This is a genomic window from Paenibacillus sp. FSL R5-0701 (genome assembly GCF_037973995.1).
Lineage (GTDB): Bacteria > Bacillota > Bacilli > Paenibacillales > Paenibacillaceae > Paenibacillus.
Window position 1 is genome coordinate 3809807 of record NZ_CP150230.1, and the last position, 25668, is coordinate 3835474.

The window sequence follows — 25668 nt, forward strand, 5'->3', positions numbered from 1 at the left end:
TAATTCGTACCGAGTTCAGGGATATTCTGAGTAATTACTTACATAAAAAAGTGAATCTAATCGTATACGTTTGCTCTTATTGTAAAAGCATGTCGAATAAAAGAGTCACATCTTGGGACGAGCTTACAGATATTATTTTTGTTTCTGAAGATCCAGCTTTCTTTTTTACAACTTCCGTCATTTCGTTCACGGTCACTACCACATCCGCTCTTTGTATAGCCTGAAAAAGCTCCTCGTCTGGTGATGAGATATCAATCGTTTGAATGTCTGCGGAAGAACGACGCTGGATTTCGTCCAGATAAAACAGGCAGGCCATAGTTTTGCATTCAATGAAAAGGTAACGCTTCTTCTTCTCGTGTTTGGCTCCAAATAATTGTGTATATGCAAATCCTGACAACATGACATTTTCTATATTGAAACCTTGTTCAAATGCGTCTTTTACGGTCTTCTCCACGAATGAAAAATAAGAATTTTGCTGCTTGAATTCCTTTATCCGGTCTTCATTAGCTATTTGAGTTCCTCGTCCTTTTTGCATGATCAGCAGTCCTTCTTCTTTGAGCTGTGAATATATCCACTGTATCGTGTTTCTATTAACAGAGAGCTGCTCCGCTAATTCATTCGTTGAAGGCAAAGCATCATCCGCTTTCAGAAAGTCTTTACTGATCAGCCATTTAATTTGTTCTTTAATTTGCACATTAATAGGCAGTGGAGATTGGGGATCTGTTTTGAAGGGCAAACGAGAATGTTCCATAATAACCATCCAACTTTCTGGGTTAACTAGTGTTCTAGATAAGCTCAATATTAAAACAATCGTTCACAAAAATCAATAAAGGTAATAAACAATAGGAATAATGGTTTTATATGAGAACAGATCATCTTGACAAATATAAATCATTCGAATAACATTATCCTAGTTAACCAATTAACTATGTAACTAGGCATCAAAAAATGATTATTCTACTAAGGAGTGATTTTGTTGAACTGGAAAGAGATATCGACACTGGACCAATGGAAAGAAGTATTGGAACAGTCGGATCAACGCGGAAAGATAATACTTAAGCATAGCACTACATGCCCAGTGAGTGCGAATGCACTAGGGGAATACGAACAGTACATCAAAGAGAGCCACACTGAAGACATTGATTTTTATCTTGTTAAGGTCTTTGAATCGCGTCATGTGTCTAATCAAATTACTCACGATCTTGATGTTAAACATGAATCTCCTCAAATTATCTATGTTAATAACAAAGAGAAATTTTGGACTACCTCTCATTGGTCGATTACAAAAGAACACATAGCCGCTGTTTTGAACTAATAACTACTACTTTATAAACCTAAAATGAAGGATGGTATACAATGAATTATTCACACTTTGCCAAACAATTAGATATCACTCGCGGAAATTTATACAAAGTATTGGAATCGGTATCCGAAACTAGCGCCGACAAACAACCCGTCGGATTCAGTAACACGATACGTTGGAATGTTGGGCACATTCTTACAGTAGCTGAAATGTTTATTTTCAACAATCTCCAAACTTCTGGCCTACCTAAGGAATATACCAGCTTGTTCGCTCCCGGTACCAAACCCTCTGACTGGAAAGGTGAGCCCATTCCGTTGTCAACATTACTTGCGCAGTTGCAGGATCAGGTTGTACGTATCAAACAACACGTAGAGATTTATTCTGATGAAACCCTGCCAGAACCATTGAAATTGGGACCTGTTCTCCAATTGAATTGCATGGGGGAAGTGTGTAACTTAGCCCTGTATCACGAAGCGATGCATACGGGATTCATCCATGCCTTAAAGCGCATCGTCTAAGGGAAACTGACTGGACAATAAAAGGAGCGGATCGACATGGCCGATATGAAATCTAATTTGAATACTGCATGGTATAAAGACACTAAAGGTAGCGGTAGACTGAAGGCAGATTATCTTAAAACGAATATCGCGATTCCCGAGTCTTCGGGAGGGAGTGGGGAAGGAGCCAATCCTAAAGAATTGTTGGTTTCCTCTGCCACTACTTGTTACATCATGACACTCGTGTATATGTTGGAACAGAAGCAACTGTCAGTTACTGGAATAGTGATGAATACAGAGGCTGTAAATTCCAAAGAAGAAGGATTTCGAATTGTCCATCTTCCTCAAGTTATTTTGTCCGCGAATTCCACTGAAGAGCAGATTCAGTCTGTGCGCAAAATCATGATTAGCGCAGAGCAAGTGTGTGAAGTAGGAAATTTGCTCAAAAAAGCAGGTGTTCAGATTGAAGTAGAAGGCAAAGTAGAGATTGAATCTGGTACAGATGTAGTAAGTCAATACATTGAGGAAAATCAACTAAACTGGGATTGACGTTCAATCATAATGCAGGTTCGTCAGTGAGGATACAGATATGAAAGAAATGATGGAATTAGCTTCGCTAGATATGGTGGAACGGTTTGTTAGTGAACATGAATTAAGTTTTTTATATGTATCTCAAACGAATTGCAGTGTTTGTCATGCATTGCTCCCTAAGATCAGAATGCTATTAGAAGAATATCCTAAGATTCAATTGGGGCATATCGACATTCACAATGTAGAGAGCATAGCAGAGAAATATATGATTTTCACAGCTCCGATCATGTTGCTGATCATAGAACAGAAGGAATATGTCAGAGCAGATCGATTTGTTCGCTTTAACGAGCTTAAGCATAAACTGGATCAGATATACCAATTGTACACCCAGTCCATGTAAACCCAATGAATCGGAACTCTTGGGAACAACACCGGGCAAAAGTCACACTTACTTGAGCTGGCGCCAATCAAATTTGGAGCCAGCTTGATTCATTTCCCGTTGATTACTTGTGCCGACTGTGCACTCGAATAGGAGATATGCCTTGCAGTTTATTACAATTGGTCCTTTCAATATTAGCCTGGAAATGTTGATCGTTAGTGCTTCCGTAATTGCAGGTTATTTTGTCTTAAAAGGGCGTTTGCGTGTAATGCGAAATGAAAACAGCAGTGAAATCCATGAATTAAAACGCTTTTGGTAAGAAGGATGTCCAGCTTTGTCACGTAGCTTGAGAGGAAATTTAGTAAGTTTCAGGTCTTGCAATTTTGTGGAGGAAGGGATAGTACGATGACATTGATTTATATCTTATTGGGGCTGGCGGGTATATGGGGACTGACTCAACTATGGCCTCTGCGTTCCCTTACTTATATTAATATCGAGGACTTGGACCTCACTCAAGAACGTTGGGGAAAGGTGAAAATCCTGGATGTCAGAGACGCGAGCGAGTATTGGACTGCTCATATTCCGGGCACAATAAATATCTCGGTTGGCAGACTGCCTGTATTGTGGAGCAAACATATTGAGCCGCATGATGAAGTATTCATCTTTTCCCGAAGTTGGATTCAGCGAAAAAAAGCTGCAAGAATTCTGGCACGTCGGGGCTTTCGGCAGTTGTATGCTGTTAGAGGTTGTTTTCTTTCAATGAATAAGGGAAACGTGGCATCTCCGTGTCCATGTATGCAATGAAGCGTTTCATTAATGGCTGTGCAACAGATTTAAGGCAAAAACAAGCAGTTGAACAAATTAAAACGGTTATTGCTAAATCTTTCGGCCGCGGCTATAATGAGAATGCGAGTTAAGGATAGTGATTGTTTAATTACAAGCTAGACCTGCTTGCACATCGTGAATTTGCGCTATATTTAGCGTTTATTTCAAGATGTGCGGGTGGGTCTTTTTATTTGTATTAAGGGGGAAATGAGATGATTATTCTTAAGATCCTTAACAATAATGTGGCGGTTACACACGACAAATTGGGTCAGGAAGTCATTGTGATGGGCAAAGGAATTGCTTACCAAAAGAGAATAGGCGATGCTCTTGATGAGCAAAGCATTGATAAAATTTACTCCCTTTCTACCAAGGAGGCATTTATCAAATTTCAGGAACTCCTGACGGAAATCCCTTTAGATTACTTCGATGTTGCGGATAGAATCATAAATTTCGCAAAAATGACGCTAGGCAAAAAACTGAATGATAGTGTATATATATCGCTCAGCGACCATGTTTTCTCAACCGTAAGCCGTTTTAGAGACGGAATCTCCCTCAAAAATGCTTTACTTTGGGATATTAAACGGTTTTACGCGGATGAGTATAAGGTTGGTTTGAAGGCGCTTCAATTCATCAAGGAGTCTTTTGATATTCAGTTTCCGGAAGATGAGGCTGGTTTCCTGGCTTTGCACATAGTCAATGCAGAGGATCGCCAAGAAAGTCAAGATATCTACAGAGTGACCAAAATCATTCAGGAAATTAGCGACATTGTCAGGTATTATTTTCAAATTGAATTCGATGAACAATCCGTAGCATTCTATCGATTTATTACGCATCTGAAATTTTTTGCGCAAAGATTAATCAGTGGAAATTTACATGAGAATGAAAGCGACCAAGATCTTCTGGATGTGATAAAAGAAAAACATCAGAATGCGTATCGTTGTGTGGGCAAAATCGAAACCTACATCAGAAACAACTACAATTACAGCCTTACGGGTGAAGAAAAACTGTATTTGACGGTCCACATTCAACGCGTGGTGTATAAGACAAGAACATGACTTAACCAGGAAAGGAGGTGAGGGTTTAAGAGTAAGCCAGGATGGTGACATTAAGTTGGCCAAACCCTTCACTATGCTGTTTCAGCTAGAATATGGAGGAGAACATAAATGGGAAAATATCAACAGTTAGCGGAAGAGATTGTGAGTCAAGTAGGGGGATCAGATAACATTAGTGACCTCACTCATTGTGTTACAAGGTTAAGATTTCATCTGAAGAACGATTCCATACCCGATGATGAAGTTATGAAAAAGCTGGACGGGGTAGTAACAGTCGTACGTTCAGGTGGGCAATATCAAGTCGTTATTGGAAATCATGTTTCTGAAGTTTATTCGGAGGTCAACTCACTAGTTAAACGGAATCCAGACAATACGAGTTCTTCAAACGAAAAAGTTGTTAAAAAGAAAAAGCCGCTGGACGCTTTCATTGATGTAATATCAAGTTTGTTTCAACCTATTCTCGGCATTCTGTTAGCTGCGGGGATGCTAAAAGGCTTCAATACGTTGTTCAGCACACTTAACCTCTATACAACGGATAGCGGGGCATATATCATCATTAATGCCATGGGGGATGCTTTGTTTATGTTCCTTCCTGTATTCTTGGGATATACATCTGCTAACAAGTTTAAAGTACAACCTTTTATCGGCATACTCATTGGATTAGCTATGTGTTATCCCGCTATTCAGTTGGATGCCTTGGCAGGTTCTAGAGAGCCGCTTTACACACTATTCAGCGGATCTGCCTTCAGTTCTCCAGTTTATCTGGATGTGTTCGGCGTTCCATTGATCAGCATGAACTACACATCCACTGTTCTGCCAATCATCATCGTTGTTTACTTTGCATCTAAAGTTCAACGTACGCTGGATAAAATTGTTCCGAGTGCGATTAAATTTTTCATGATCCCGATGGTCACGGTGCTGATTTCCTTATCCTTGGGCTTCCTATTGATCGGACCTGTTGCGAGTTATGCGTCTGAATTAATTGCTCAAGGCATACTGGTGGTACGAGACGCAAGTCCATTATTTGCAGGATTCCTTTTGGGGCTCTCATGGCAAGTACTTGTCGTGTTCGGACTGCATTGGGGACTCATCCCTTTATATATTAACAACATTACGAGCATGGGATATGACACTATCATGGCCTCCGTCTTTGCAACTTCATTTGCGCAGTTGGCCATTGTGCTTGCAATTATCGTGAAAACCAAGGATAAAAAGCTTAAGGCTCTAGGCTTCCCTTCGGCCATTTCTGCATTGTTTGGCATCACTGAACCGGTCGTTTACGGTATTATCCTGCCGCGCAAGAAGCTGTTTATTATGAGCTGTATCGTTTCGGGTGTTGCTGGTGGATTTTATGGACTGTACAACCTTAGAGAGTTTACTTTTGGTGGATTTGGTATATTTGAGTTTTTGACGATGTTCGACCCTAATGAACCAGGCACGTCTAATATTATGATTGCCATCATTGGTGTAGTGTTTGCCATGGTTGTCTCGTTTGCATTAACACTCGTCATGTTCAAGGATGATAAGCCGGAAGCTGACTCTGCTACATTGTCTGTAGATCCACCTAAATCAGTGTCTAAAGTTGGAAAAAAACATACGATGCTCAGTCCGATGAACGGGGAGATCATTCCGATTAAAGACGTTCAGGATGAGGCTTTCTCTCAAGAGCTATTAGGTCGAGGGATTGGAATTCGTCCTTCTACAGGCGAACTGTTTGCCCCCTTTGCCGGAAAAATCGTTACGCTCTTCCCGACTAAACATGCCGTTGGAATAATTTCGGATGAAGGAATGGAAGTATTGATTCACATCGGTTTTAACACCGTTCGATTGAAAGGAAAGCATTTTGAAAGTTTCGTGCAAGAAGGGGACATTGTGCATCAAGGGCAGAAACTGGTCAAATTTAACATTGCCGAGATCGAGAAAGAAGGATATTCCTTAGTAACGCCAATGATTGTTACAAACACGGAGAATTATCTGGAAATCGTCGAGACCAAAGAAAATAAAGTGAATGCAGGCGATGTGCTGCTGACAGGCTTGTTGTAAGAGAATAATTATATATCTCATAAAAAAGAAGGAGACGATAAATGTGGGATTTAAAGATGGGTTCTTATGGGGAGGGGCAACCTCGGCTAACCAATCAGAGGGAGCTTACAATGCGGACGGCAGAGGGCTAGCAAACGTTGATTTGAGCCCGACTGGCGACGTGCGAGAAAGTGTACTTATGGGACAAACTAAAATGTTTGACTTTGACGAGAATTATTACTATCCCGCTAAAGAAGCCATTGATATGTATCACCATTTTAAAGAAGATATTGCCTTGTTTGCCGAAATGGGTTTCAAGGTATATCGCTTGTCGATTGCTTGGAGCCGTATTTTCCCCAAAGGAGATGAGACAGAACCTAATGAGGCTGGGCTTCAATTCTACGAAGACTTGTTCAAAGAGTGCCAAAAGTATAATATTGAACCCCTCGTCACCATTACTCACTTTGATGTTCCAATGCATTTGGTCAAGGAGTATGGTTCATGGCGGAACAGAAAAATGGTTCATTTCTATGAAAGACTGTGTACGGTGATATTTAATCGTTACAAAGGGTTGGTTAAATATTGGATTACTTTTAATGAAATTAATATGGTCTTAGAAGCGCCATTTTTAGCAGCTGGGCTGTTCATTGAAGAACACGAAGACGCGGAAGCTGTAAAGTTCACAGCCAGTCACCATGAACTGGTAGCCAGTGCGTTGGCCACCAAAATTGCCCATGAAGTTGATCCGGAAAATATGGTAGGTTGTATGCTTGCTGCCAATGCTCCGTATCCTAGAACATGCCACCCACAGGATATATGGAAAGCGAAGCAGGTTGAGAACCAAAGCTACTTCTTCATTGACGTTCAGGTACGAGGTGAGTATCCTGTCTATACACTCAAAGATCTTGAACGCAAAAATATAGTACTCCCATTCGAAAAAGGAGACCAGGAATTACTAAAACACCACACCGTTGATTTTATCGGATTCTCGTACTATTCTTCCAGTGTGGTTAGCGCAGATCCTACACAAACGGATACGATTGGAGGCAATTTGTTCCCCAGCTTGCCTAACCCCTACTTGAAAGCTAGTGACTGGGGCTGGCAAATTGATCCACTCGGTTTGCGGATTACGATGAACAACATTTATGATCGATATCAAAAACCTTTATTCATTGTAGAAAATGGTCTCGGTGCTGCCGATATAGCGGATGAGAGCGGATATGTTGAAGATGACTATCGAATTGCTTATCTAAGCGAGCACATAAAAGCGATGAGAGATGCTGTAGAGTATGATGGCGTCGATTTGCTTGGGTATACTGTATGGGGACCGATTGACATTGTAAGTGCAAGTACGGGAGAAATGAAAAAAAGATATGGTTTCATATATGTTGACCGGGACGATGATGGTCAAGGAACATTAAAACGCTCCAAGAAAAAATCATTCGAATGGTACAAGAAGGTTATTGAGTCAAATGGTCAGAATCTGGATGCCTAATTCATAATAAGGTCAACATAAACAAAGGTCACTCCCACTTTGCTTGACAGAGTGGAAGTAACCTTATGTTTTCTAATTTTATTATTTTACAATAAAATAATTTTGCAACTGGTTTCGAAGTTTTTCACCTTCAACTTTAATCTGAACTATTGTGTTCTGTAATACCGTGTTTATTTCTTATTGCGATGTGAAATCTTCAGTCGATTTCACATCGCAATACATGCCATTAAGTGCGCCGACAAAGGCATAATGGACCTGTTCAGCTGGTACGACCTTATTTTGATAGGATAGCTCTCTCGTTGCACATGCATCTTCAATAAGTGTTGTTTCATAGCCGAGATCAACTGCAGCTCTAACGGTTGCATCAATACACATATGTGTCATCATCCCTACAACCACTACTTTGGTTATTTCTTTCTCTTTAAGTTTGCTTTGTAATTCGGTATTCAAAAAGCTGTTAGGAAAATGTTTATTAATAATACTTTCATTTTCTAATGGTAGAACAGCCTCATGTATTTTTACACCTTCCGAACCTGGAAGAAAGAAACCAATCGCTGGGTCACTTGCGATATGCTGAACATGGAAAATGTTATCCTTGTGATTTTGTCTGAACCAATCAAGCACTTTTGCAGCATTAGAAGCTGCTTTTTCAGGATTGCTTAATTCCATCTTCCCATTCGGGAAATAGTCATTTTGAATATCTACAATAATTAGAGCTGTGCTCATTATTCTCCACCTCGTATAAAATATTTTGTTACACTATGATCATAAATCGAATTGTAATTTTATTCGATAAGTTAACGAAACACTTTTATCCCAAAAAAATTCATGGTGAAAGGAATCTATTATGGAACTTGATCATATTGATTTTCAGATCCTTCGGTTACTATCTAAAAATGCACGTGTTCATTGGGAATTGGGACTTTCTTTTCTTTTACAGCCTTTGTCATTTTCTATATGAAAACAACAGACCATCATTTGTTATAAAATCAATGAACGATCGAAGAGAGGTATTGGAGGTTCACCGCGTATCGAGAGAAGGCTTTTACCATTTAAAAAAATAAAACCAGCTCTCAAGAGCAATTAAATCTTTTTCTCAGAATTGCGTGATGAATGTGTGAATTTAAGATAGTACATTTTTGTAGCTCCAAAGCTGAGTCAGAGATACCGTGAAAACTACTTTAGTGAATAGATTTTTTGATTAACAAGAATATAGTACATTCAAAGTCGCAAATTATGTGACTTTTTTGGATTTTTCAAGAACACTTTCATCAATCAATGAGAATGATCGAAACACTTTACTACATCTATGTAAAAATGGACTAAAAGCTTATAGACTATATCTTATGATGAAATAATAACTAAGAGAAAAATTTCAACTTTTATATCTGACGTTATCTAATCATTTGAAGTTTATGAATTTAATCGTAAGAGGAGTATTCAGATGAAAAAGCCACTAAAAGATCAAAAAATGGTGATGTTGATTTTACTAAGTAATATTTTCACAGCCTTTCTCGGAATTGGATTAATTGTTCCCGTTATGCCCTCTTTCAAAGACATGTTGGATTTATCCGGAAGTACAATGGGCTATCTGGTTGCAATCTATGCCTTATCCCAGTTAATTATTTCGCCTTTTGCTGGTAGATGGGTTGATCGTTTTGGAAGAAAAAAAATGATCGTTATCGGGTTACTGGTATTCAGTTTGTCAGAATTAATTTTCGGACTAGGAACACACGTTTCGATACTTTATTTGTCCAGGGTACTGGGAGGAATAAGTGCTGCGTTTATCATGCCAGCTGTAACAGCATACGTTGCTGATATTACGACTACAGAGGATAGACCAAAGGCGATGGGATACGTCTCCGCTGCGATCAGCACCGGATTTATTATTGGGCCAGGTGTGGGTGGATTTATTGCCGATTATGGAATTAGGATGCCATTTTTCTTTGCCGCTGCTATGGCACTCCTAGCCGCTATTTCCTCTTCGATTATATTAAAAGAGCCTCTGTCACATGATGAGATGCAACAACTATCGTTAAACACAAAGGGATCTAGCTTCGTTAAGGATTTAAGAAAATCAATTCAACCACTCTACTTCATAGCCTTTATTATGGTCTTTGTCCTTGCTTTCGGATTATCTGCCTACGAAACGGTATTCAGCTTGTTTTCTGATGAGAAATTTGGCTTTAGCCCCAAGGATATCGCAAGTATCATCACCATAAGTTCCATTGTAGCGGTAATTATTCAAATTTTATTGTTCGGCAAATTAGTAAATAAATTAGGCGAAAAAATGGTGATTCAGATCTGCCTAATCATGGGTTCGGTTTTAGCATTCATATCTACTATTGTCACGAGCTTTATAGCCGTTTTGATTGTAACTTGTTTTATTTTTTTAGCGTTTGATTTATTACGACCTGCCCTAACTACCTTCTTATCTAAAACTGCTGGTAAACAGCAAGGTTTTGTAGCAGGTATGAACTCTACTTACACGAGCTTGGGGAATTTTTTTGGCCCAGCATTGGGTGGTATTCTATTTGACATTAATATTCACTACCCTTACCTTTTTGCAGGAATAGTTCTGATCATTGGTTTAGGACTTACAGTATTATGGAAAGGAAAATCTAATCAAGCCTCACTACGATAAGAAGTGTTTTTAAGGGGAGAAACGCCAAGTGGAAGAGACGTGGAATATAGCCTTGAGACAACATAAAGTAGGGTGGCTGATAAAATAATCTCTCAGGAAATGTACTGTAGCACATTCCCTGAGAGATTAAAGTGTTATTGAAACGAATTCTGAGCGATGTTACTGAAAGTATTCTTAAGAACCAAAAATTGTTTTTATATGCGGTTGTTGCAACCAAACCTTCAGCGAGGTCAATTGGATATCAGGGACAACCACACGATCTTTCACGTCATAATAGTTCAGGGAATCAATATTAGCTCCGATCCAACGATAGAAGCCTCCAATACCAGCTGCTTGGTCCGCCCCCATTACTGGTGTGAGCGCTGCTTCAAAATCATCATAGTTCAAGAAATTGAATTTTAGATCTTGTCCCAACGCTTGTGTAAAACGCTCACCGAGTTCTGCACCAGTAAGTGCTTCCGAACCTGGAGCTAACAGCACTTGACCTGCCAGCTCAGGATGGGTTAACGCATAATAATGATATTGCGCTGCGTCTTCGGAGCTGATCCAAGGGATCGGTTTATCTGCTGGCACAGGGTAAAAGAGCATCCCATTATTGATCAGACCCGGAATCAAGAAGTTCTCCATATAGAGTGTGGGTTTTACCAAAATAGTTGGAATACCGCTTTGTTGTACGTACTCGATCAATTCTCGTTTAACATCCAACGTTTTGGTGTCGGTTGGTTGTTCTGGTAAAAAGCCATTCGAATTCACAACGATCAATTTCACGTGCGCTTGTCGAGCTGCTTCAACGGCATTCGTAATTTGTTGCTTCATTAATGCTGTGTCATACTCGATTGGCATATTCAAGAAGACTTTATTAACACCATTATTAACTTCATTCAGCGATTCAGGTACAGACAGATCTCCAACAAATGCCTCTATACCTTGTTCTTTTAAAGTCGCTACGTTTTTGTCATGACGTGTAATGGTGCGAACAGCTACCCCTTGGGAAGTTAACAATCTTGCTACGGCTCCACCTTGTACCCCTGACGCTCCATAGACTAATATCGTTTCCATATATACAACAGCTCCTTATAGTTACATTCATTTGTTCAGTATTGAACTAAATGTTATATTTATAATAACTAACTCACAAACTTTATGTAAGTACGCACATTCGGGATATCAGGTATCTCCCGTGATACTTTTGGAGGTAAACTTATGGAGATCGAACCACTGGAAAATTGCAGTCCTTGTCCGGTTGAATTTGCAGTCAATACAATCGGTGGCAAGTGGAAAATTCTAATTTTGTACCATTTATTGAATAAAGATATTATACGGTTTAACGAACTACAAAAATCACTCTCCACGGTGACGCATCGTACACTTACGCGTCAATTGCGTGAGCTTGAAGAAGATGGGCTAGTGAGCCGCGTTGCTTATGCTGAAATGCCTCCTCGTGTCGAATACTCACTAACAGATAAAGGACATAGTCTCACCCCGATTCTATTGCAATTGCAAAACTGGGGTCTACAACATATGTAAGCACCTTGAACACAAGAAAACACCATTAAAGTCGCTGTAATAGCCAATTTTCCTATTATAAGGAGTCGGTATTATTCATGCTCATATCTGAATTAAACTGATATTTAAAAGATGCCCCCAATGATTGAATACATCATTGGGGGCATCTTTTATTTAAATCATGTATAAAGATAGCTTTTTACCTCTCGAATAGTTCAGCTGAGGCATTCAGCAATTATAAATCTAAGGATAAGCTTATTTAAAATACTTTGAGAAAGAAGACTTCCTCGTAGATGAAACGACTAGTAGCAGACCAGCCATTCATAATTAAAGTGTAAACCCGGGATAATAATGCTTTAAGAAAAAAAAGATCTAATAAGGGGACAAAACTGATGAAGGGTCGATTTAAATTTACAGTCTTTATTTTAATAATGCTGGTAATTGTAAGTGGTTGTCAAAATACTTCAAAACAACAAGTTCGACCATGCTAATTTAAGAGGAATTCTTAAAGAAGCTAGTATCCTATGCGTATCTTAACACTTAATCCATTGAAGACATAAGACAGAATACGATTTTGATGGGAAAAATCACAGGCAATGAGCAGCTTTTTATATTCCAGAATTTTAACTAATGGCCAGAAAAAAAAGGTTTCCAAATGTCGTGGGACAAGAACTTGGTCCGATTACTGATTGGCAAAGAAGAGGTTCACCATAGAGATCAAAGGATGTATATTGAAACATTAGATGTTGAATTTGCTCTTACAGTGTTTGGGTTTTGATTGGTACTGTTGTAAGTAATCTGAGGCCTATTAACCAGACCGATTCTGTATCACATACAAATAAAGAGGAGTATGGTTGAACAACAATTTAAAGAATTTTCTAAAAAATGTCCCTTTAGAACTACCTCGTTTGTTGTACATATATAGACTTCATCGTGAATACCTGGGAGGTGCCTTAAAGAAACATGGATGAGGAAACCGAATACAGAATTAAAAGAGTACAAGCGGGCGAAATTCAGGACTACGTTTATATCGTTCAAAAATACCAAAAACAGATATTTATGTATTGTTGGAGACTTATTTCAAACAAACAGGAAGCAGAGGATGCTGTTCAGGACGTTCTGGTTAAGGCTTATGAGAAGATAGATCTCTATAAACCTGAGGTGAATTTCTCCGCCTGGCTCTACAAAATAGCCTATCATCACTGCATAAACATAATCCGTCGAAAAAAAATGCAACAGAAATGGAAGTTCAGACTAATGGCTCAAGATCAAACTGCCATTAGTCCTGCAGAGATGCTGGATAAGCAACTCTTTAACGAACCACTATGCCGGGCGCTTGAAAAACTAAATGTAGTTGAACGGAACCTACTGATTCTGCGCGTTTTTGAAGAAAAATCGTTTGTAGAAATAGCTGAAATTTTGAATAAAAGTCCCGATGCCGTCAAGAAAAAGTTTGCTAGAACCAAAATCAAACTCAAAAAATGGATGACACCAAAGGAGGAAGAACTATGCCAAAATTACAACGTACTTCTCAAAACGAAAATCTGAAAGAAATGGATCTCTTGATCCAAGAGGAGTTTCAGAATTTTGATGTCACTGACAAAGTCATGACTCGGGTCCATAAGCTGGCAGTTCACAAGAGAGGCTTGCATGTCAGAGCACGAGTTCGTCAAAGAGTCGTGGTTCTCGGGCTAACCGCAATGTTCGTTCTTGGAGTATCAGTGACAGGGTATGCGGCCTCACAATATATTGAATTCCTTAACAATAAAGGAGAGGTGGTACTAAACACTGCAGCCGCCAAAGAGCCTACTGACTTTGTTACCAATTACACAAAAAGACTGGGCTTTTACACAAATCAGATTAAAGAACAATTGCGACCTGGGGATTATGTAGCCTATTATGTCAAAGATGAGTTAATTAACAACGCTGATAAATTAACCCCCGTAAAATTTGAATATAAGTGGATCGAATATTCAAATTTCAGCAGTTTGCAAGCTGAAATTACACGGACGCAAGCTCCAGTTTTAAAATCAATAACGCAACTTCCTCAAGGGTACCAGTTTGATTACGGATACGTTTATCCTGCCGATCTGTATACAAACCATCTCGCAGATGCTGCTTACCTGAAGTTAACAGACGACCTTAAAAGACAAGCTGAATCTTCTTCGGATGGGCAACGGGTCTATATTCAAAAACTGAATTGGAACAAGGCTGACTTCTCTTTGGCACGCTATGTTAAGGGGAAGAACGTTGTAACTGTAATGGCAACAAGAATATTCCCCGACTCCAAAGTGACCATATTCCAGGACGATCAGGCTAAATCCGAGAAGCTGAACATTCAAGGTAATGAGGTCTATTATATTCAATCCGATATTAAGGATAGGGAAACTAATTCCGTTCCTTACCAACGGATTGGATGGAGGGACGATCACAATCATTTGTTGTATGAAATATCCAATAATAGGGACAGTAATTTAGGTAAAAAGGATCTGGTCAAAATCGCTGAAGAGATTCTGACATCTCCTTAGTGCTCTAAACAACAAAGGGATAAACATGGCACTTTAGACATTAGTTCTGCTTTACTGAAGGACACAAGATATGCGGCAGCACTGATATGTGAATCTAACTCCAGATGATAATTTAATTTAATATGTCGAGGGACAAGAACATAGTCCGATTACCGATTAGGCATTAAAACTAAACGGTTCTTTTCCTCGTTAATTCATTAAGCTATACCAGCTAATAGCTTGTCAAGATTACCAGTAAAGTGATACTAAATCATGTGGTATAGTTAAAATGAGCATGCCAAATAACCCTCCAATTTCCGATTTGTCTTGGAAGGTTATGCCAATAGTAATCTTTTAAATTGGACGAAATTCCTTTTTGTTTTTCAAGATTGCATAGAGCCAATGGACGAGCTTATTTGCACATGCGATTAGAGCTACTTTATGTGGTTTTCCTTCTGCTCTCTTGCGATCATAGAACGCTTTGATTCGCATATTTCGCGAGCGTATAAGCCCACACTGGACAGCCATTACCAGGGCGTAACGCAACTGCCTAGAACCGCGTTTCGTGATTCGGTTTCGAGTTGCTGTAAATTTACCCGAAGCAAAGACACTCGGGTCAATGCCTGCAAAAGCCACCAGCTTTTTTGGGTGATCAAATCGGTCGACTTCTCCAATTTCAGATAAAATTGTTGCAGCAATTTTATGCCCAATACCGGGAATCGACTGAATTAATTCATACTCTTCAATTTCTTCAGCGAGAGCATCTATGTTCTGTTCCAGTTCAGCAAGATGCTCTTGGTACTGAAGAATAAGGGTAATAAGAACTTTCAAATTGATTAAGTGGCTTGCATACATGGTTTGCTGAAATGGGTTTTGCTTCGCCGCGTGTAGCAGTCGCTGAACCCGTTGGTTAATCCAGCCCTCTGAACGCCCCCGTTTCGAAGAAAGTAGTTCTTTCATCTTAGCTTTGAGTGTAATTTCATCCGTCTGTAAAACTGAATATGAGGTTGGAAAATTACTTAAAAACCGTAGTGAAATACGGGAATACATAGCTCCAAAGACGCCTTTGTAAGCTGGGAAAACCTGATCTAAAACGGCTTGGAATTGCAGCTTCGTCTGTACACACATCTTTGAAAGGGACTCATACTGTCTTGTAAGATAGCGTAGATTGAGAAGTTGCACACCTCTTTTCTTAAAAGGTTCAAACTCTTCCTTGTAGTACAACTCTCCTAATAGGTAAGCGTCCGCAGCATCCGTCTTTACTTTACGAAGTTGAGATTTTCTAAGCCGATTTGAGATGAGCGGATTAATGACAATGTAAATGTAGTGATGTTCTTCTAAGAACTGAACAACGGGACTTTGGTAATGGCCGGTTGCTTCTAGAATAAGCAGAGGCCGAAGTTTGGATGTAGTCTCAACATCCTTCAAAACTTGATGTAAAATTGCTAGGCCATCACGAGTGTGCTCGAACTGGAATGTCCCTCTGAAGGGCTTTCCGCGTGCTAAAAAGGCTTGTCCATGGCTTTCTTCTTTTGAAATATCTAGACCGACAACTGGATTCATTTCATCTCTCCCTGTAAGTTTAGATTCACCGGCATCCCTAAGGTTCTTCTGTCGCTCCATAGCATCGCTTGTTATACGGGATCTTACGTCCCAACCAGCCTCAATCATGGTCATGACAAGTAGGGCGAACACTATAGCACTCGGGATCAAGTCCCACGGGCAGGTACGATCGACCGGACTACCTTAATCCTCTATGCAAATGAAAAAAGGATCAACCAGAAAGAACTGGTTGATCTCATAATACGAACGGGCAGGATACTTCGGGAGATCTTGGTGCTTCTGAGATTTCGTTACACAACTAGCTGCAGTTTTGCTATTTTTAGAATTTGCAATTCAAGTAAAAAAAGGACAGGGATGACCTGTCCTTTCTTTATAGATGAGTGTAAAATCCTGATGAGTTTACGGTTCGATCAAGGTTTACAGATCTACTTTCAAGGTGCCCAGCATCTTGGCGAATTTCGGATCGTGGTAGGATAAGAAAAGACTTTCCCGTGTATCGAGGGTGGCAATCTGTTGCATATCGTCTGCGCTCAACTCAAAATCGAAAATGTCGAAGTTTTCGACGATCCGCTCTTTTCTCACCGATTTTGGAATAACAACGACTTCACGCTGAACAAGCCAGCGCAGCACGACCTGAGCGACGGACTGGTTGTGTTTTTCTGCTATCGAGGCCAGAACTTCGTTACCGAACATGTTGCCCTTTCCTTCAGCGAACGGCGCCCACGACTGGTGCTGCACTCCCTGCTCTTTCATAAAAGCGGTACTCTCGATCTGCTGGTAGAACGGATGCGTTTCAACCTGGTTGACTGCAGGTACGATTTCGTTATGCACGATGAGGTCCATCAGACGGTCGGGCAGGAAGTTGCTGACACCGATCGCCTTGATCTTGCCTTCACGGTATAGGTCTTCCATCGCACGCCAAGCGCCATAGTAATCGCCGAACGGCTGGTGTATAAGGTATAGATCGAGATATTCGAGCTGTAACTTCTTCAAGGATTTGGCAAACGCCAGCTTGGCACTCTCGTATCCTGCATCTTGAACCCAGAGCTTGGTCGTGATGAACAGCTCCTCACGCGGCACGCCACTGCGCTTGATCGCGCGTCCGACCGCTTCCTCGTTCAGATAACCGGCGGCGGTGTCGATCAGGCGGTAACCGGCCATCAGCGCTTCATATACCGCGTTCTCGCATTCTTCAGCATCGGGAACCTGGTAGACTCCGAAGCCGATAATCGGCATTTTCACTCCGTTGTTCAATGTTACGTTTTGCATTTTAACTCCTCCTAGTATTTAAATGTATGATAGCAAACGGCGCGTATCCCGGGAATCGGGCACTGCAGCGGTAATTCCACTTACGGCTGAATTGCATTACAATAAGCTTAGAACCTTCGTGCTACACGAAGTCAAGTCGTCTTCACAACTTTATTTTCCAAGGAGGAATTGACATGTATACGGTCAAAGAAGCCGCCCAGATAACGGGACTCACCCAGCACGCCGTGCGTTTTTACACGGATAAAGGCCTGGTGCCTAGCGTACAGCGCAATCAAAATAACATTCGGATGTTCAACGACGAATCAATCAACTGGCTGCATGGCGTGAAATGCCTCAAGCAATCCGGGATGCCGATTGAATTCATTAAAAAGTATATCGATCTCTGTCTCGAAGGGGATTCGACCATTCCGCAACGCTTCGCACTTATGATGGAGCATAAAGAAGCGGCGCTCGTTCAGCTTGAAGAAGCCAAACAGCACGTTGCCCATTTAGAACAAAAAACCGACCTATATCAGGCCATTCTGGAGCACCGCACTCCAGACACGACCAATCCCGGTAACTGGGACAAAATTCAGCATATGCATGCTGACGTATTTTACTCGTCCTCTGTTCGGAAGGCGTGAGACATATTTTGAGCACATCAACCGTTTTGGGGAAAATCTTCGGTTTAAAACTCTTGATTGGCTTGCAATGAACTAGATTCACATCAATCTAGATTGAACTAACGGGAGACTATAGTTTAGAGGGGCTTGGTATGAAAAACATTTTTCTGATTGGCGGTACAATGGGCGTAGGAAAAACAACAACTTGCCAAATTATGAAGGATAAATTGAGCAACAGCGTATTTCTTGATGGGGACTGGTGCTGGGACATGCGTCCATTTCAAGTGACCGAGGAAATCAAAGAGATGGTTATGCAAAATATATGCTTCCTTTTGAATAATTTTATCAAGTGTACCGTTTATGAAAATATTGTCTTTTGCTGGGTAATGCATCAGCAAGCTATTGTTGATGAGATTATTACACGTCTTGATACACAAGGTTGCAAAGTGCATCTCATATCCTTGGTATGCAGTATAGAGGCATTGAAAGAACGGCTGACTAAAGATGTAGATGTCGGAAATCGTACGGAAGATATATTATTAAGAAGCCTAGAGCGCATTCCTCTATACGAACAACTGAATACAACTAAAGTGGATGTCTCGAACATCACCGCCGAGCAAGCAGCAGACTTTATTATTCAGCGGTTCTCAATACCAACTAATTGAATGTGTAGTCTGGTTTCGCATGGAACAAATCTATACGATAAGAATGCTGAATTGCACTGAACCGGTCTGGAGAACAGGTTGAGAAGTTAGAGTTACCGTTTGAATGTACAATTAAACAAGGTAAGTAGCATAGAAAACGTACTGATTCAATATAAAGAAGAAGCATAGTTTGATGGTATTACAATTGTAAATTATTACTCAGGGTATTCCACTAACGGGAAACGTTAGTTGAGTAATAGCAAGGAGCAGTTTGCCGTTGGTAGCTGCTCCTTTTTTAATTAAGATAACTGGCGGTTAATGGAGCAGTTAGATAGAATAGTTGGTATTAAAAGCTTTGGAAAATGGTTTTAGATCGGAGATGAGGTTGATCTGTGACACTATTTTATTATATTGTGCAAGCCATGAGCTTCCTTATGTTACGAATGTGAACCCTGCCGCTAAGGATGATAAACTTATGGAGGTCTACAATACGGAAGAGGATGCAGCAGGATTATATATAACCGGTTTAGTAGAGCTTTTCAAATATATACGCAGCAATATGAGAATAGGTAAGGACTTAGAGTTGTATTGCTGCTGAGCGCACGGACAGGAAAGATTTTTGGATGCTCCAAATAAAGAACTCGACCTCGTGATTGAACTAGCTTAAGAAGTGAATCAAGGTACAGTTTTCCAATAAGCTAACGAAGAAACGTTAGTTCAATAAAACCAAGGAAGAAGCAGCTGATGATGTGATGGAATGACAAAATGTCGAAGGACAAAAACATAGTCCAGTTGAAGTCGCTATTATAGTGGCTTTTTTTTTAGGAACCAAGTCTTGTCCCAAGCTGAGGACAAAAACATTGTGTCATTTCGGATTAGGTAATTATCTAAATAGTATTATGATGGAATCCTGTGGCGAGAGCTTGAGTAAGTTTTTTTGTATCATGAACTAACTTTTTTAGGCAGACAATCATGAACAACATCGTCGGTAAAACCAAACAATATGCCCAGTTTATCTATCTATCTATCTATCTATCGCCTGGCTACAACCTTTGTCGTGTCAAGGGAAGATGAGTTGCACGGGGATGACGGCGTTCTTAGGAGAATAAATATCTTCCATCTGTTCACATAACAGCTTGACGGCTGTTCGTGCCATTTCCTGTTCATCCTGCTGCACATAAGCTACGCCTGAAAGATGTGGATTATCGAAAGATAGTAAATCGATATTTGAGTGTTCGTTCAGAAGACTGATCGCGGCGGATGTAAGGCGTGCTGTTTCTTCAGTCAAGGAGAAGGCTGCCGAAATTCCACTGTGGTTCTGCAAGAAGTTGCTTACATAGTCCAATGCTTGCTCGCTGCGTAGAATGTCGAGAGGAATGTGACACCACAAGCGCTTGTCAATCGAGATGCCTTGATCTGTGTACGCCTGCTCGAAGCCGAGCGTGCGGTCCTCGACGGCTGTATTGGCATTTTCAGGTGAGATGAGCGCAATCTGCTGATGACTCTTGGATAGCAAATGGGACACAGCTTTATACGCACCGCCGTAATTGTCGGATGTAATGGTGTACGTCTCAATGTTGCGCAGATAGCGGTCGATGAACACACACGGGAATTTATCGAGCGACAGACGCAGTAATGATTCGTTGTACTTCTCATCTTCTGTTGGAAAAACGATCAGCCCCTTCACACCGAGCTCCGTTAGTGTACGAATGACGTTTGATTCGATAGAGGAAGACTCGCGCGTGATGCTTAGTACCATGCTGAGGCCGGCTTCTTGTAGGTAGTGTTCCGTGTAGTCAACGAGCTTCTGAATGACACGGGTTCTCATCGTCGGAATGATGAAGCCGATGAGCGGCATGGAGGACGCGCTGCATGGGGATGGCGAGAAATTGATGCTAGAAACAACAAGACTAGAAGAGACGAATGAGCCTTTGCCTTGTACGCGTATAATTAATCCCTCGTCAGCTAGTAGGGTTAGGGCGTTCCTGACGGTAATTTTACTTACTCTGAATTCGTCCATTAGTTCTTGTTCAGAAGGAATGCGATCCGTTGGCCGAAGCTGCCCTGATTTAATTTTCTGTATAATGTTTTCTCGAATTTGTTTGTAGAGCGCCAGCTTTTTCAAAGAGTAGCATCTCCCCATAAACTTTATGATTTTATAATCAATTGGTTATATAAAGCTTATTTCATATATATTATAATACGGCATGTAAAGCGCTTACAATATGGAATCTAAGAAATTGTTGCGAAGGGGTCTTTTCTTTGAAAGGTTAGAATTATGTTAAGGATGGTGGTGCCAAGGTGTATTGAAACCGCTTAAATTAACAGAACTAACTAGTCAGCCAACTTTTCAAATGCATAACAAAAAAAGAGAGGATGACGAACAAATGAAAAAACGCAGTGCTTTAATCTCCATCGTTACACTCCTTATTATGTCACTTGTTTTTACTGCATGTGGTAATCCTTCCGGTTCAAAAACGGAAACGCAGCAATTAGGCGCTAATGCCGGTGAGAATGCAACAGAATTATCATTTTGGACATTCGTAGATTTGCACGGCAAGCATTTGGATAAAATGCTGGGGTTATGGAACCAACAGAACCCAGACAAACAGATTAAGTTGAATGTAACGGTTATGCCTTACGATGATATGCACAACAAGCTCTTATTGGCAGTTACAAGCGGAAAAGGTGCTCCTGATATCGCGGATATTGAGCTTGGTAAATTTCCTAAATTCTTGGAAGGTGACAACGTTCCACTGGAATCTTTGAATGATGTATTTGCACCATACAAAGACGTTGTTGTTCCTTCACGTGTCGAGATTTATTCCAAAGCCGAACAGGTTTATGGATTCGATTATCACGTAGGTGCGACGCTTGCTTTCTACAATACTGAAATTCTCGAGCAAGCAGGTGTTGACTACAAGACAATCAAAACGTGGGAAGATTACAAACAAGCAGGTATCAAGGTTTATGAAAAGACTGGCAAGTACTTAGGTACTGCTGATACATCAGCTACATGGCAAGCATCGCTGCTACTAGCTCAGCAAAACGCTGATTTTACAGATGAAAATGGTAATCCAAAAGTGAACTCACCTGAAATGATTAAAGCGTATGAAATGTTAGTCGATCTGCAGAAGAACAATGTTATTCATACGATCCCTGGCGGACAACCCGACACAGAAGAAGCAAAAGGCGAATACAACAAAGGCAACTACGCAAGTGCATTGATGCCTGAATGGTACATGTCCCGCTTTGTAAACGAAATGAAAGACCTTAAAGGTAAGTATGCAATAGCTCCATTGCCTGTATTTGAAGAAGGTAATCCTCGTTCCGTTGGCTTAGGCGGTACTGGCACAGTTGTTACTAAGAATGGTAAAGACGTTCAGTTGGCAAAAGAATTTGTAGCCTTTGCTAAGCTTTCGAAAGAAGCTACTACTGAAATCTGGAATACACTTGGATTTGACCCAATTAACATGGAAGTATGGAAAGATGATGCAGTTACAAAAAACCCTGATAATGAATACGTCCAATACTTTAAAACAAATGCATTTGATACTTTGAATGAAATCAAGGACGAAATTAGAGCGATTAAGTCCGTTAAAGCCTCACCAACCATCGGCAATATATTCAATACGGTAACTTTGAATGCTATCTTTGAAGATGGCCAAGACGTGAAGGAAGCTTTGGATGAAGCACAAGCAGCAATTGAACAAGAATTGAAATAAATATAATAAGTAAATGATTTGATTAGACCTGTCGGCAGGTATAGTAGTCGGCAGGTTTAACCTTAGTCAAGGGAGATTGAGAATATGATAAAGAAATTTGTATACTCTCAAAAAGTTGCGCCGTATGTTTTTGTATTGCCATTTATACTTATATTTTTGATATTCTGGTTTTTTCCACTTGTAAATTCATTCGTAATGAGCTTTCAAGATAGAATGTTAGGACAGGATCCTAAATGGATTGGTGAAGCGAATTATTCGAAATTACTTACTGATAAAGTGTTTTTGACATCTATTAAAAATAGCGTTGTGTACATGTTAGGAACCTTAGTGCTGTTAATTCCTTTTCCTATGTTATTCGCCGTTATGATAAACAGTAAGTTAATGAAGGGAAGAGAGTTTTTTAAATCTTCGTTCTTTCTCCCTGCATTGACTTCTGTCGCAGTTGCGGGTACCATTTTCCGGCTTACATTCGGTGAAATGGAAGGTTCATTAATGAATAGTTTCCTGGGTCTATTTGGTATAGAGCCTATTAAATTTTTGAAAGACGGAAATTGGAGTATGGCAGCACTATTAATCCTCGCATGTTGGAGATGGACAGGTGTTAATATGCTTTACTATCTATCCGGTTTGAAAAGCATTGACAATGAATATTATGAGGCTGCTTCAATTGACGGGGCATCTGCTTGGCAGAAGTTTAGAACGATCACAATGCCATTATTGAAGCCGACCACGGTATATGTTACGACAATTAGTGTTTATGCAGGTTTAGCCATGTTTACCGAGAGCCTGATGATGTTTAACGGTAACAATTCACCCAAAAATATTGGCTTAACCATTGTTGGATACCTGTATAGACAAGGGATTGAGCAGAATAAGCTGGGTTACGCAGCTGCAGTTGGTATCATTCTGTTAGTCATTGCTATGGTTATCAATTTAACGCAGTTGAAATTTAGTGGAATGTTCAAAAAGGAGGAGGATTAAAGTGGGCAGAAGTCAGACGAGGAGTGATTTCATCTCTAGAATAGTAATTATTTGTTTATTCATTATACTATTCGTTATAATTATGATCCCATTCTACGCAGTGGCCCTATCTTCCTTTAAACCAGGTGAATCATTAGTTAGATATGGTCTTAACCTAAGTTTGGATTTTGAAATCATGAGTTTTGATAATTTCATCTATCTGTTTACTGGACAACATGATTATTTTGTGTGGTTTTGGAACAGTATGATTTTAACAATCGTTCAAGTGGTTTTAACGCTTTTTGTAAGCGCATTTGTTGCATATGGTTTTGCAGCATATCATTTTAAAGGTAAGAACTTCCTCTTTATATGTGTTTTGCTCATTATGATGGTGCCTTTCGAAATACTGCTGGTTCCCTTGTACAGCCTAATTAATGATTTGGGAATGGTGAATAGCTATTCGGCAATCATTCTGCCCGGTATAGCCAATGCCGCGACAATATTTTTCTTCAGGCAATATCTACGAAGCATACCCAAAGAAATTATTCAATCTGGGCGGGTTGATGGCGCAAACGAGTATGCGATTTATTTTAGACTAATTATTCCGATTATGAAGCCATCCTTTGCAGCAATGGCCATTCTGAATGGTATGAATAGCTGGAATAATCTATTGTGGCCATTCATGGTTCTCGGAGATCAGAGTAAATATACACTTCCAATCGGTTTGAAAACGTTGTTAACTCCTTATGGCAATAACTATGATCTATTGATCGTAGGCTCGTTCTTCTCCATCATTCCAATTTTTATACTGTTCATTGCTTTTCAGAAATATTTCATAGATGGTATGACTGCAGGCGCTGTCAAAGGGTAGTGTATATTATGATGAAACAGGTGATAAGATGGAAATCCAACAACGAGCGTTACATGACATTCAACCATTGATTGAGCAAAGAGCTGATCCTTTTATTTACCGACATTCGGACGGTTATTATTACTTCGTAGCATCCGTTCCGGAGTATGATCGGATTGAAATCCGTAGAGCCCAGAACCTTGAAGGGCTTGTTACATCAACTCCTGTAGTGATCTGGAGAAAGCGCGAGACTGGTATCCTTAGTGCTAATATTTGGGCACCAGAACTGCATTTTATTGATGACAAATGGTACGTGTATTTCGCTGCCGCACACACGACGGAAACGAATGAAGGCTTGTTCGACCATCGGATGTACGTGCTAGAGAATGAAAATGCCAATCCGCTCGAAGGCATTTGGACGGAAAGAGGGCAGGTTCGTACCGAGTGGGAAAGCTTCGCCCTCGATGCCACTACCTTTGAGCATAATGGCAGCCGTTATTACGTATGGGCACAAAAGGATCCGAATATTGAAGGTAACTCTAATCTGTATATATCTAAAATGAGCAATCCGTGGACGTTGACTGGGCCGCAAACGATGATTTCGATGCCGGAATATGACTGGGAAATCATTGGTTATAAAGTGAACGAAGGCGCGGCATTTATTCGCAAAGGTAATCGGGTATTCCTCTCTTACTCGGCTAGCGCCACGGATTTCAATTATTGCATGGGCTTACTTGAAGCCGATGCGGATGCTGATTTGCTCGATGCCAACTCATGGCGCAAGTCTCAAGCAGCGGTTTTCTCCACAGATGAGAGTATCTCAATGTATGGTCCCGGTCATAATTCCTTCACGGTGTCAGAGGACGGCGAAGAGACGCTATTTGTGTTCCACGCAAGAACGTACAAGAACATTATAGGAGATCCGCTGTACGATCCGAATCGCCATACATTTGTGACGGAGCTTTTGTGGACGGCTGACGGCAAACCCGATTTCCGCGGCTCTGTTGCAGCACTTGCACGTTCTGTACAGTGAACGAGTGTCCCAACAAGGTTGGTTGATGGATTTGAGTTCGTTTATCCAACTTGCCAAAGAGAGACAGTTAGAACATCGAAGGCACCCTACTGGGTGTCTTCGACTTCGCTCAACAGATAATACGTCGAACCGTAATACAAGTAGTGGAAAGTTGCCTTAAAACTTGCCGCTCCAGTTATCCCGGAAAATCATATCAAAAAAACAAAAACAGTCGCTGATCAATAGGATCGGCGGCTTTTTTTATGTTATCGGTACGATTTT

At 40.4% G+C, this 25668-nt stretch carries 25 protein-coding genes; 19 read left to right on the top strand and 6 right to left on the bottom strand.

Going from position 1 to position 25668, the window contains the following annotated elements:
* Positions 1-76: 76 nt before the first annotated feature.
* Entirely contained in the window at positions 77-751 is a 675-nt protein-coding gene (locus MKZ13_RS16790) for a GntR family transcriptional regulator (protein WP_181155444.1), read from the bottom strand.
* A 225-nt stretch (positions 752-976) separates the two neighbouring features.
* Between MKZ13_RS16790 and ytxJ the strand changes: the two genes are divergently transcribed.
* The 9 genes from ytxJ to MKZ13_RS16835 all read left to right on the top strand — a co-directional run bounded on the left by ytxJ (position 977) and on the right by MKZ13_RS16835 (position 8104).
* Positions 977-1315 carry a bacillithiol system redox-active protein YtxJ gene (gene ytxJ, locus MKZ13_RS16795; protein ID WP_076331732.1) on the top strand — a complete coding sequence of 113 codons (339 nt, stop codon included), beginning with the start codon at positions 977-979 and terminating at the stop codon, positions 1313-1315.
* Between the two features lie 41 nt (positions 1316-1356).
* A complete protein-coding gene (locus MKZ13_RS16800; protein ID WP_339176845.1) occupies positions 1357-1821 on the top strand; it encodes a DinB family protein in 465 nt (154 codons plus the stop codon).
* Between the two features lie 36 nt (positions 1822-1857).
* Complete coding sequence (locus tag MKZ13_RS16805) at positions 1858-2349, top strand: OsmC family protein (RefSeq protein WP_105598995.1); 492 nt, start codon at positions 1858-1860, stop codon at positions 2347-2349.
* Positions 2350-2389: 40 nt separating this feature from the next.
* Positions 2390-2731: a thioredoxin family protein gene (locus MKZ13_RS16810; RefSeq protein WP_339176846.1), complete on the top strand. Its 342-nt coding sequence runs from the start codon at positions 2390-2392 to the stop codon at positions 2729-2731.
* Positions 2732-2873: 142 nt separating this feature from the next.
* Entirely contained in the window at positions 2874-3029 is a 156-nt protein-coding gene (locus MKZ13_RS16815) for a hypothetical protein (protein WP_339176848.1), read from the top strand.
* Between the two features lie 86 nt (positions 3030-3115).
* On the top strand, positions 3116-3514 hold the full coding sequence (locus tag MKZ13_RS16820) for a rhodanese-like domain-containing protein (RefSeq protein WP_339176850.1): 399 nt from the start codon (positions 3116-3118) through the stop codon (positions 3512-3514).
* Positions 3515-3747: 233 nt separating this feature from the next.
* A complete protein-coding gene (locus tag MKZ13_RS16825) occupies positions 3748-4590 on the top strand; it encodes a PRD domain-containing protein (protein WP_339176851.1) in 843 nt (280 codons plus the stop codon).
* Between the two features lie 108 nt (positions 4591-4698).
* Positions 4699-6630, top strand: a complete 1932-nt coding sequence (locus MKZ13_RS16830; protein ID WP_339176853.1) for a beta-glucoside-specific PTS transporter subunit IIABC — start codon at positions 4699-4701, stop codon at positions 6628-6630.
* A gap of 43 nt (positions 6631-6673) precedes the next feature.
* Positions 6674-8104 carry a 6-phospho-beta-glucosidase gene (locus MKZ13_RS16835; protein ID WP_339176854.1) on the top strand — a complete coding sequence of 477 codons (1431 nt, stop codon included), beginning with the start codon at positions 6674-6676 and terminating at the stop codon, positions 8102-8104.
* 177 nt (positions 8105-8281) lie between these two features.
* On the opposite strand, the gene MKZ13_RS16840 is transcribed toward MKZ13_RS16835, so the two are convergent.
* Positions 8282-8830 (bottom strand): cysteine hydrolase family protein, encoded by a 549-nt coding sequence (locus MKZ13_RS16840; protein ID WP_339176855.1) that lies wholly within the window; start codon positions 8828-8830, stop codon positions 8282-8284.
* A gap of 718 nt (positions 8831-9548) precedes the next feature.
* On the opposite strand from MKZ13_RS16840, the gene MKZ13_RS16845 reads away from it, so the two are divergent.
* Positions 9549-10748, top strand: coding sequence for an MFS transporter (locus tag MKZ13_RS16845; RefSeq protein ID WP_339176856.1), 1200 nt, complete (start codon positions 9549-9551; stop codon positions 10746-10748).
* A gap of 174 nt (positions 10749-10922) precedes the next feature.
* Here the strand turns inward: MKZ13_RS16845 and MKZ13_RS16850 are convergent, their stop codons facing one another.
* Positions 10923-11807: an NmrA family NAD(P)-binding protein gene (locus tag MKZ13_RS16850; RefSeq protein WP_339176857.1), complete on the bottom strand. Its 885-nt coding sequence runs from the start codon at positions 11805-11807 to the stop codon at positions 10923-10925.
* A gap of 144 nt (positions 11808-11951) precedes the next feature.
* On the opposite strand from MKZ13_RS16850, the gene MKZ13_RS16855 reads away from it, so the two are divergent.
* The 3 genes from MKZ13_RS16855 (at position 11952) to MKZ13_RS16865 (ending at position 14782) form a co-directional block, all read left to right on the top strand.
* Entirely contained in the window at positions 11952-12275 is a 324-nt protein-coding gene (locus tag MKZ13_RS16855) for a helix-turn-helix domain-containing protein (RefSeq protein ID WP_339176858.1), read from the top strand.
* Positions 12276-13217: 942 nt separating this feature from the next.
* Complete coding sequence (locus MKZ13_RS16860; protein WP_339176859.1) at positions 13218-13802, top strand: sigma-70 family RNA polymerase sigma factor; 585 nt, start codon at positions 13218-13220, stop codon at positions 13800-13802.
* Positions 13763-14782, top strand: coding sequence for a DUF4367 domain-containing protein (locus MKZ13_RS16865; protein ID WP_339176861.1), 1020 nt, complete (start codon positions 13763-13765; stop codon positions 14780-14782). Before MKZ13_RS16860 ends, MKZ13_RS16865 begins: the two co-directional genes overlap by 40 nt.
* Before the next feature lie 333 nt (positions 14783-15115).
* On the opposite strand, the gene MKZ13_RS16870 is transcribed toward MKZ13_RS16865, so the two are convergent.
* Positions 15116-16324: an IS110 family transposase gene (locus MKZ13_RS16870; protein ID WP_339185407.1), complete on the bottom strand. Its 1209-nt coding sequence runs from the start codon at positions 16322-16324 to the stop codon at positions 15116-15118.
* A 417-nt stretch (positions 16325-16741) separates the two neighbouring features.
* Positions 16742-17593, bottom strand: coding sequence for an aldo/keto reductase (locus MKZ13_RS16875; protein WP_145321661.1), 852 nt, complete (start codon positions 17591-17593; stop codon positions 16742-16744).
* A 173-nt stretch (positions 17594-17766) separates the two neighbouring features.
* Between MKZ13_RS16875 and MKZ13_RS16880 the strand changes: the two genes are divergently transcribed.
* A complete protein-coding gene (locus MKZ13_RS16880) occupies positions 17767-18216 on the top strand; it encodes a MerR family transcriptional regulator (protein ID WP_339176864.1) in 450 nt (149 codons plus the stop codon).
* Positions 18217-18347: 131 nt separating this feature from the next.
* A complete protein-coding gene (locus MKZ13_RS16885) occupies positions 18348-18860 on the top strand; it encodes an AAA family ATPase (protein ID WP_339176865.1) in 513 nt (170 codons plus the stop codon).
* Between the two features lie 1039 nt (positions 18861-19899).
* Here the strand turns inward: MKZ13_RS16885 and MKZ13_RS16890 are convergent.
* Positions 19900-20964: a GntR family transcriptional regulator gene (locus MKZ13_RS16890; RefSeq protein WP_339176867.1), complete on the bottom strand. Its 1065-nt coding sequence runs from the start codon at positions 20962-20964 to the stop codon at positions 19900-19902.
* 262 nt (positions 20965-21226) lie between these two features.
* On the opposite strand from MKZ13_RS16890, the gene MKZ13_RS16895 reads away from it, so the two are divergent.
* The 4 genes from MKZ13_RS16895 (at position 21227) to MKZ13_RS16910 (ending at position 25407) form a co-directional block, all read left to right on the top strand.
* A complete protein-coding gene (locus MKZ13_RS16895) occupies positions 21227-22564 on the top strand; it encodes an extracellular solute-binding protein (protein WP_237175749.1) in 1338 nt (445 codons plus the stop codon).
* A gap of 84 nt (positions 22565-22648) precedes the next feature.
* Positions 22649-23545 carry a sugar ABC transporter permease gene (locus MKZ13_RS16900; RefSeq protein ID WP_221821455.1) on the top strand — a complete coding sequence of 299 codons (897 nt, stop codon included), beginning with the start codon at positions 22649-22651 and terminating at the stop codon, positions 23543-23545.
* A 1-nt stretch (position 23546) separates the two neighbouring features.
* Entirely contained in the window at positions 23547-24395 is an 849-nt protein-coding gene (locus MKZ13_RS16905; protein ID WP_221821456.1) for a carbohydrate ABC transporter permease, read from the top strand.
* A 28-nt stretch (positions 24396-24423) separates the two neighbouring features.
* The gene (locus MKZ13_RS16910; RefSeq protein WP_237175072.1) at positions 24424-25407 is read left to right on the top strand and encodes a family 43 glycosylhydrolase; all 984 of its coding nucleotides are present in this window, start codon (positions 24424-24426) and stop codon (positions 25405-25407) included.
* Positions 25408-25668 lie beyond the last annotated feature (261 nt).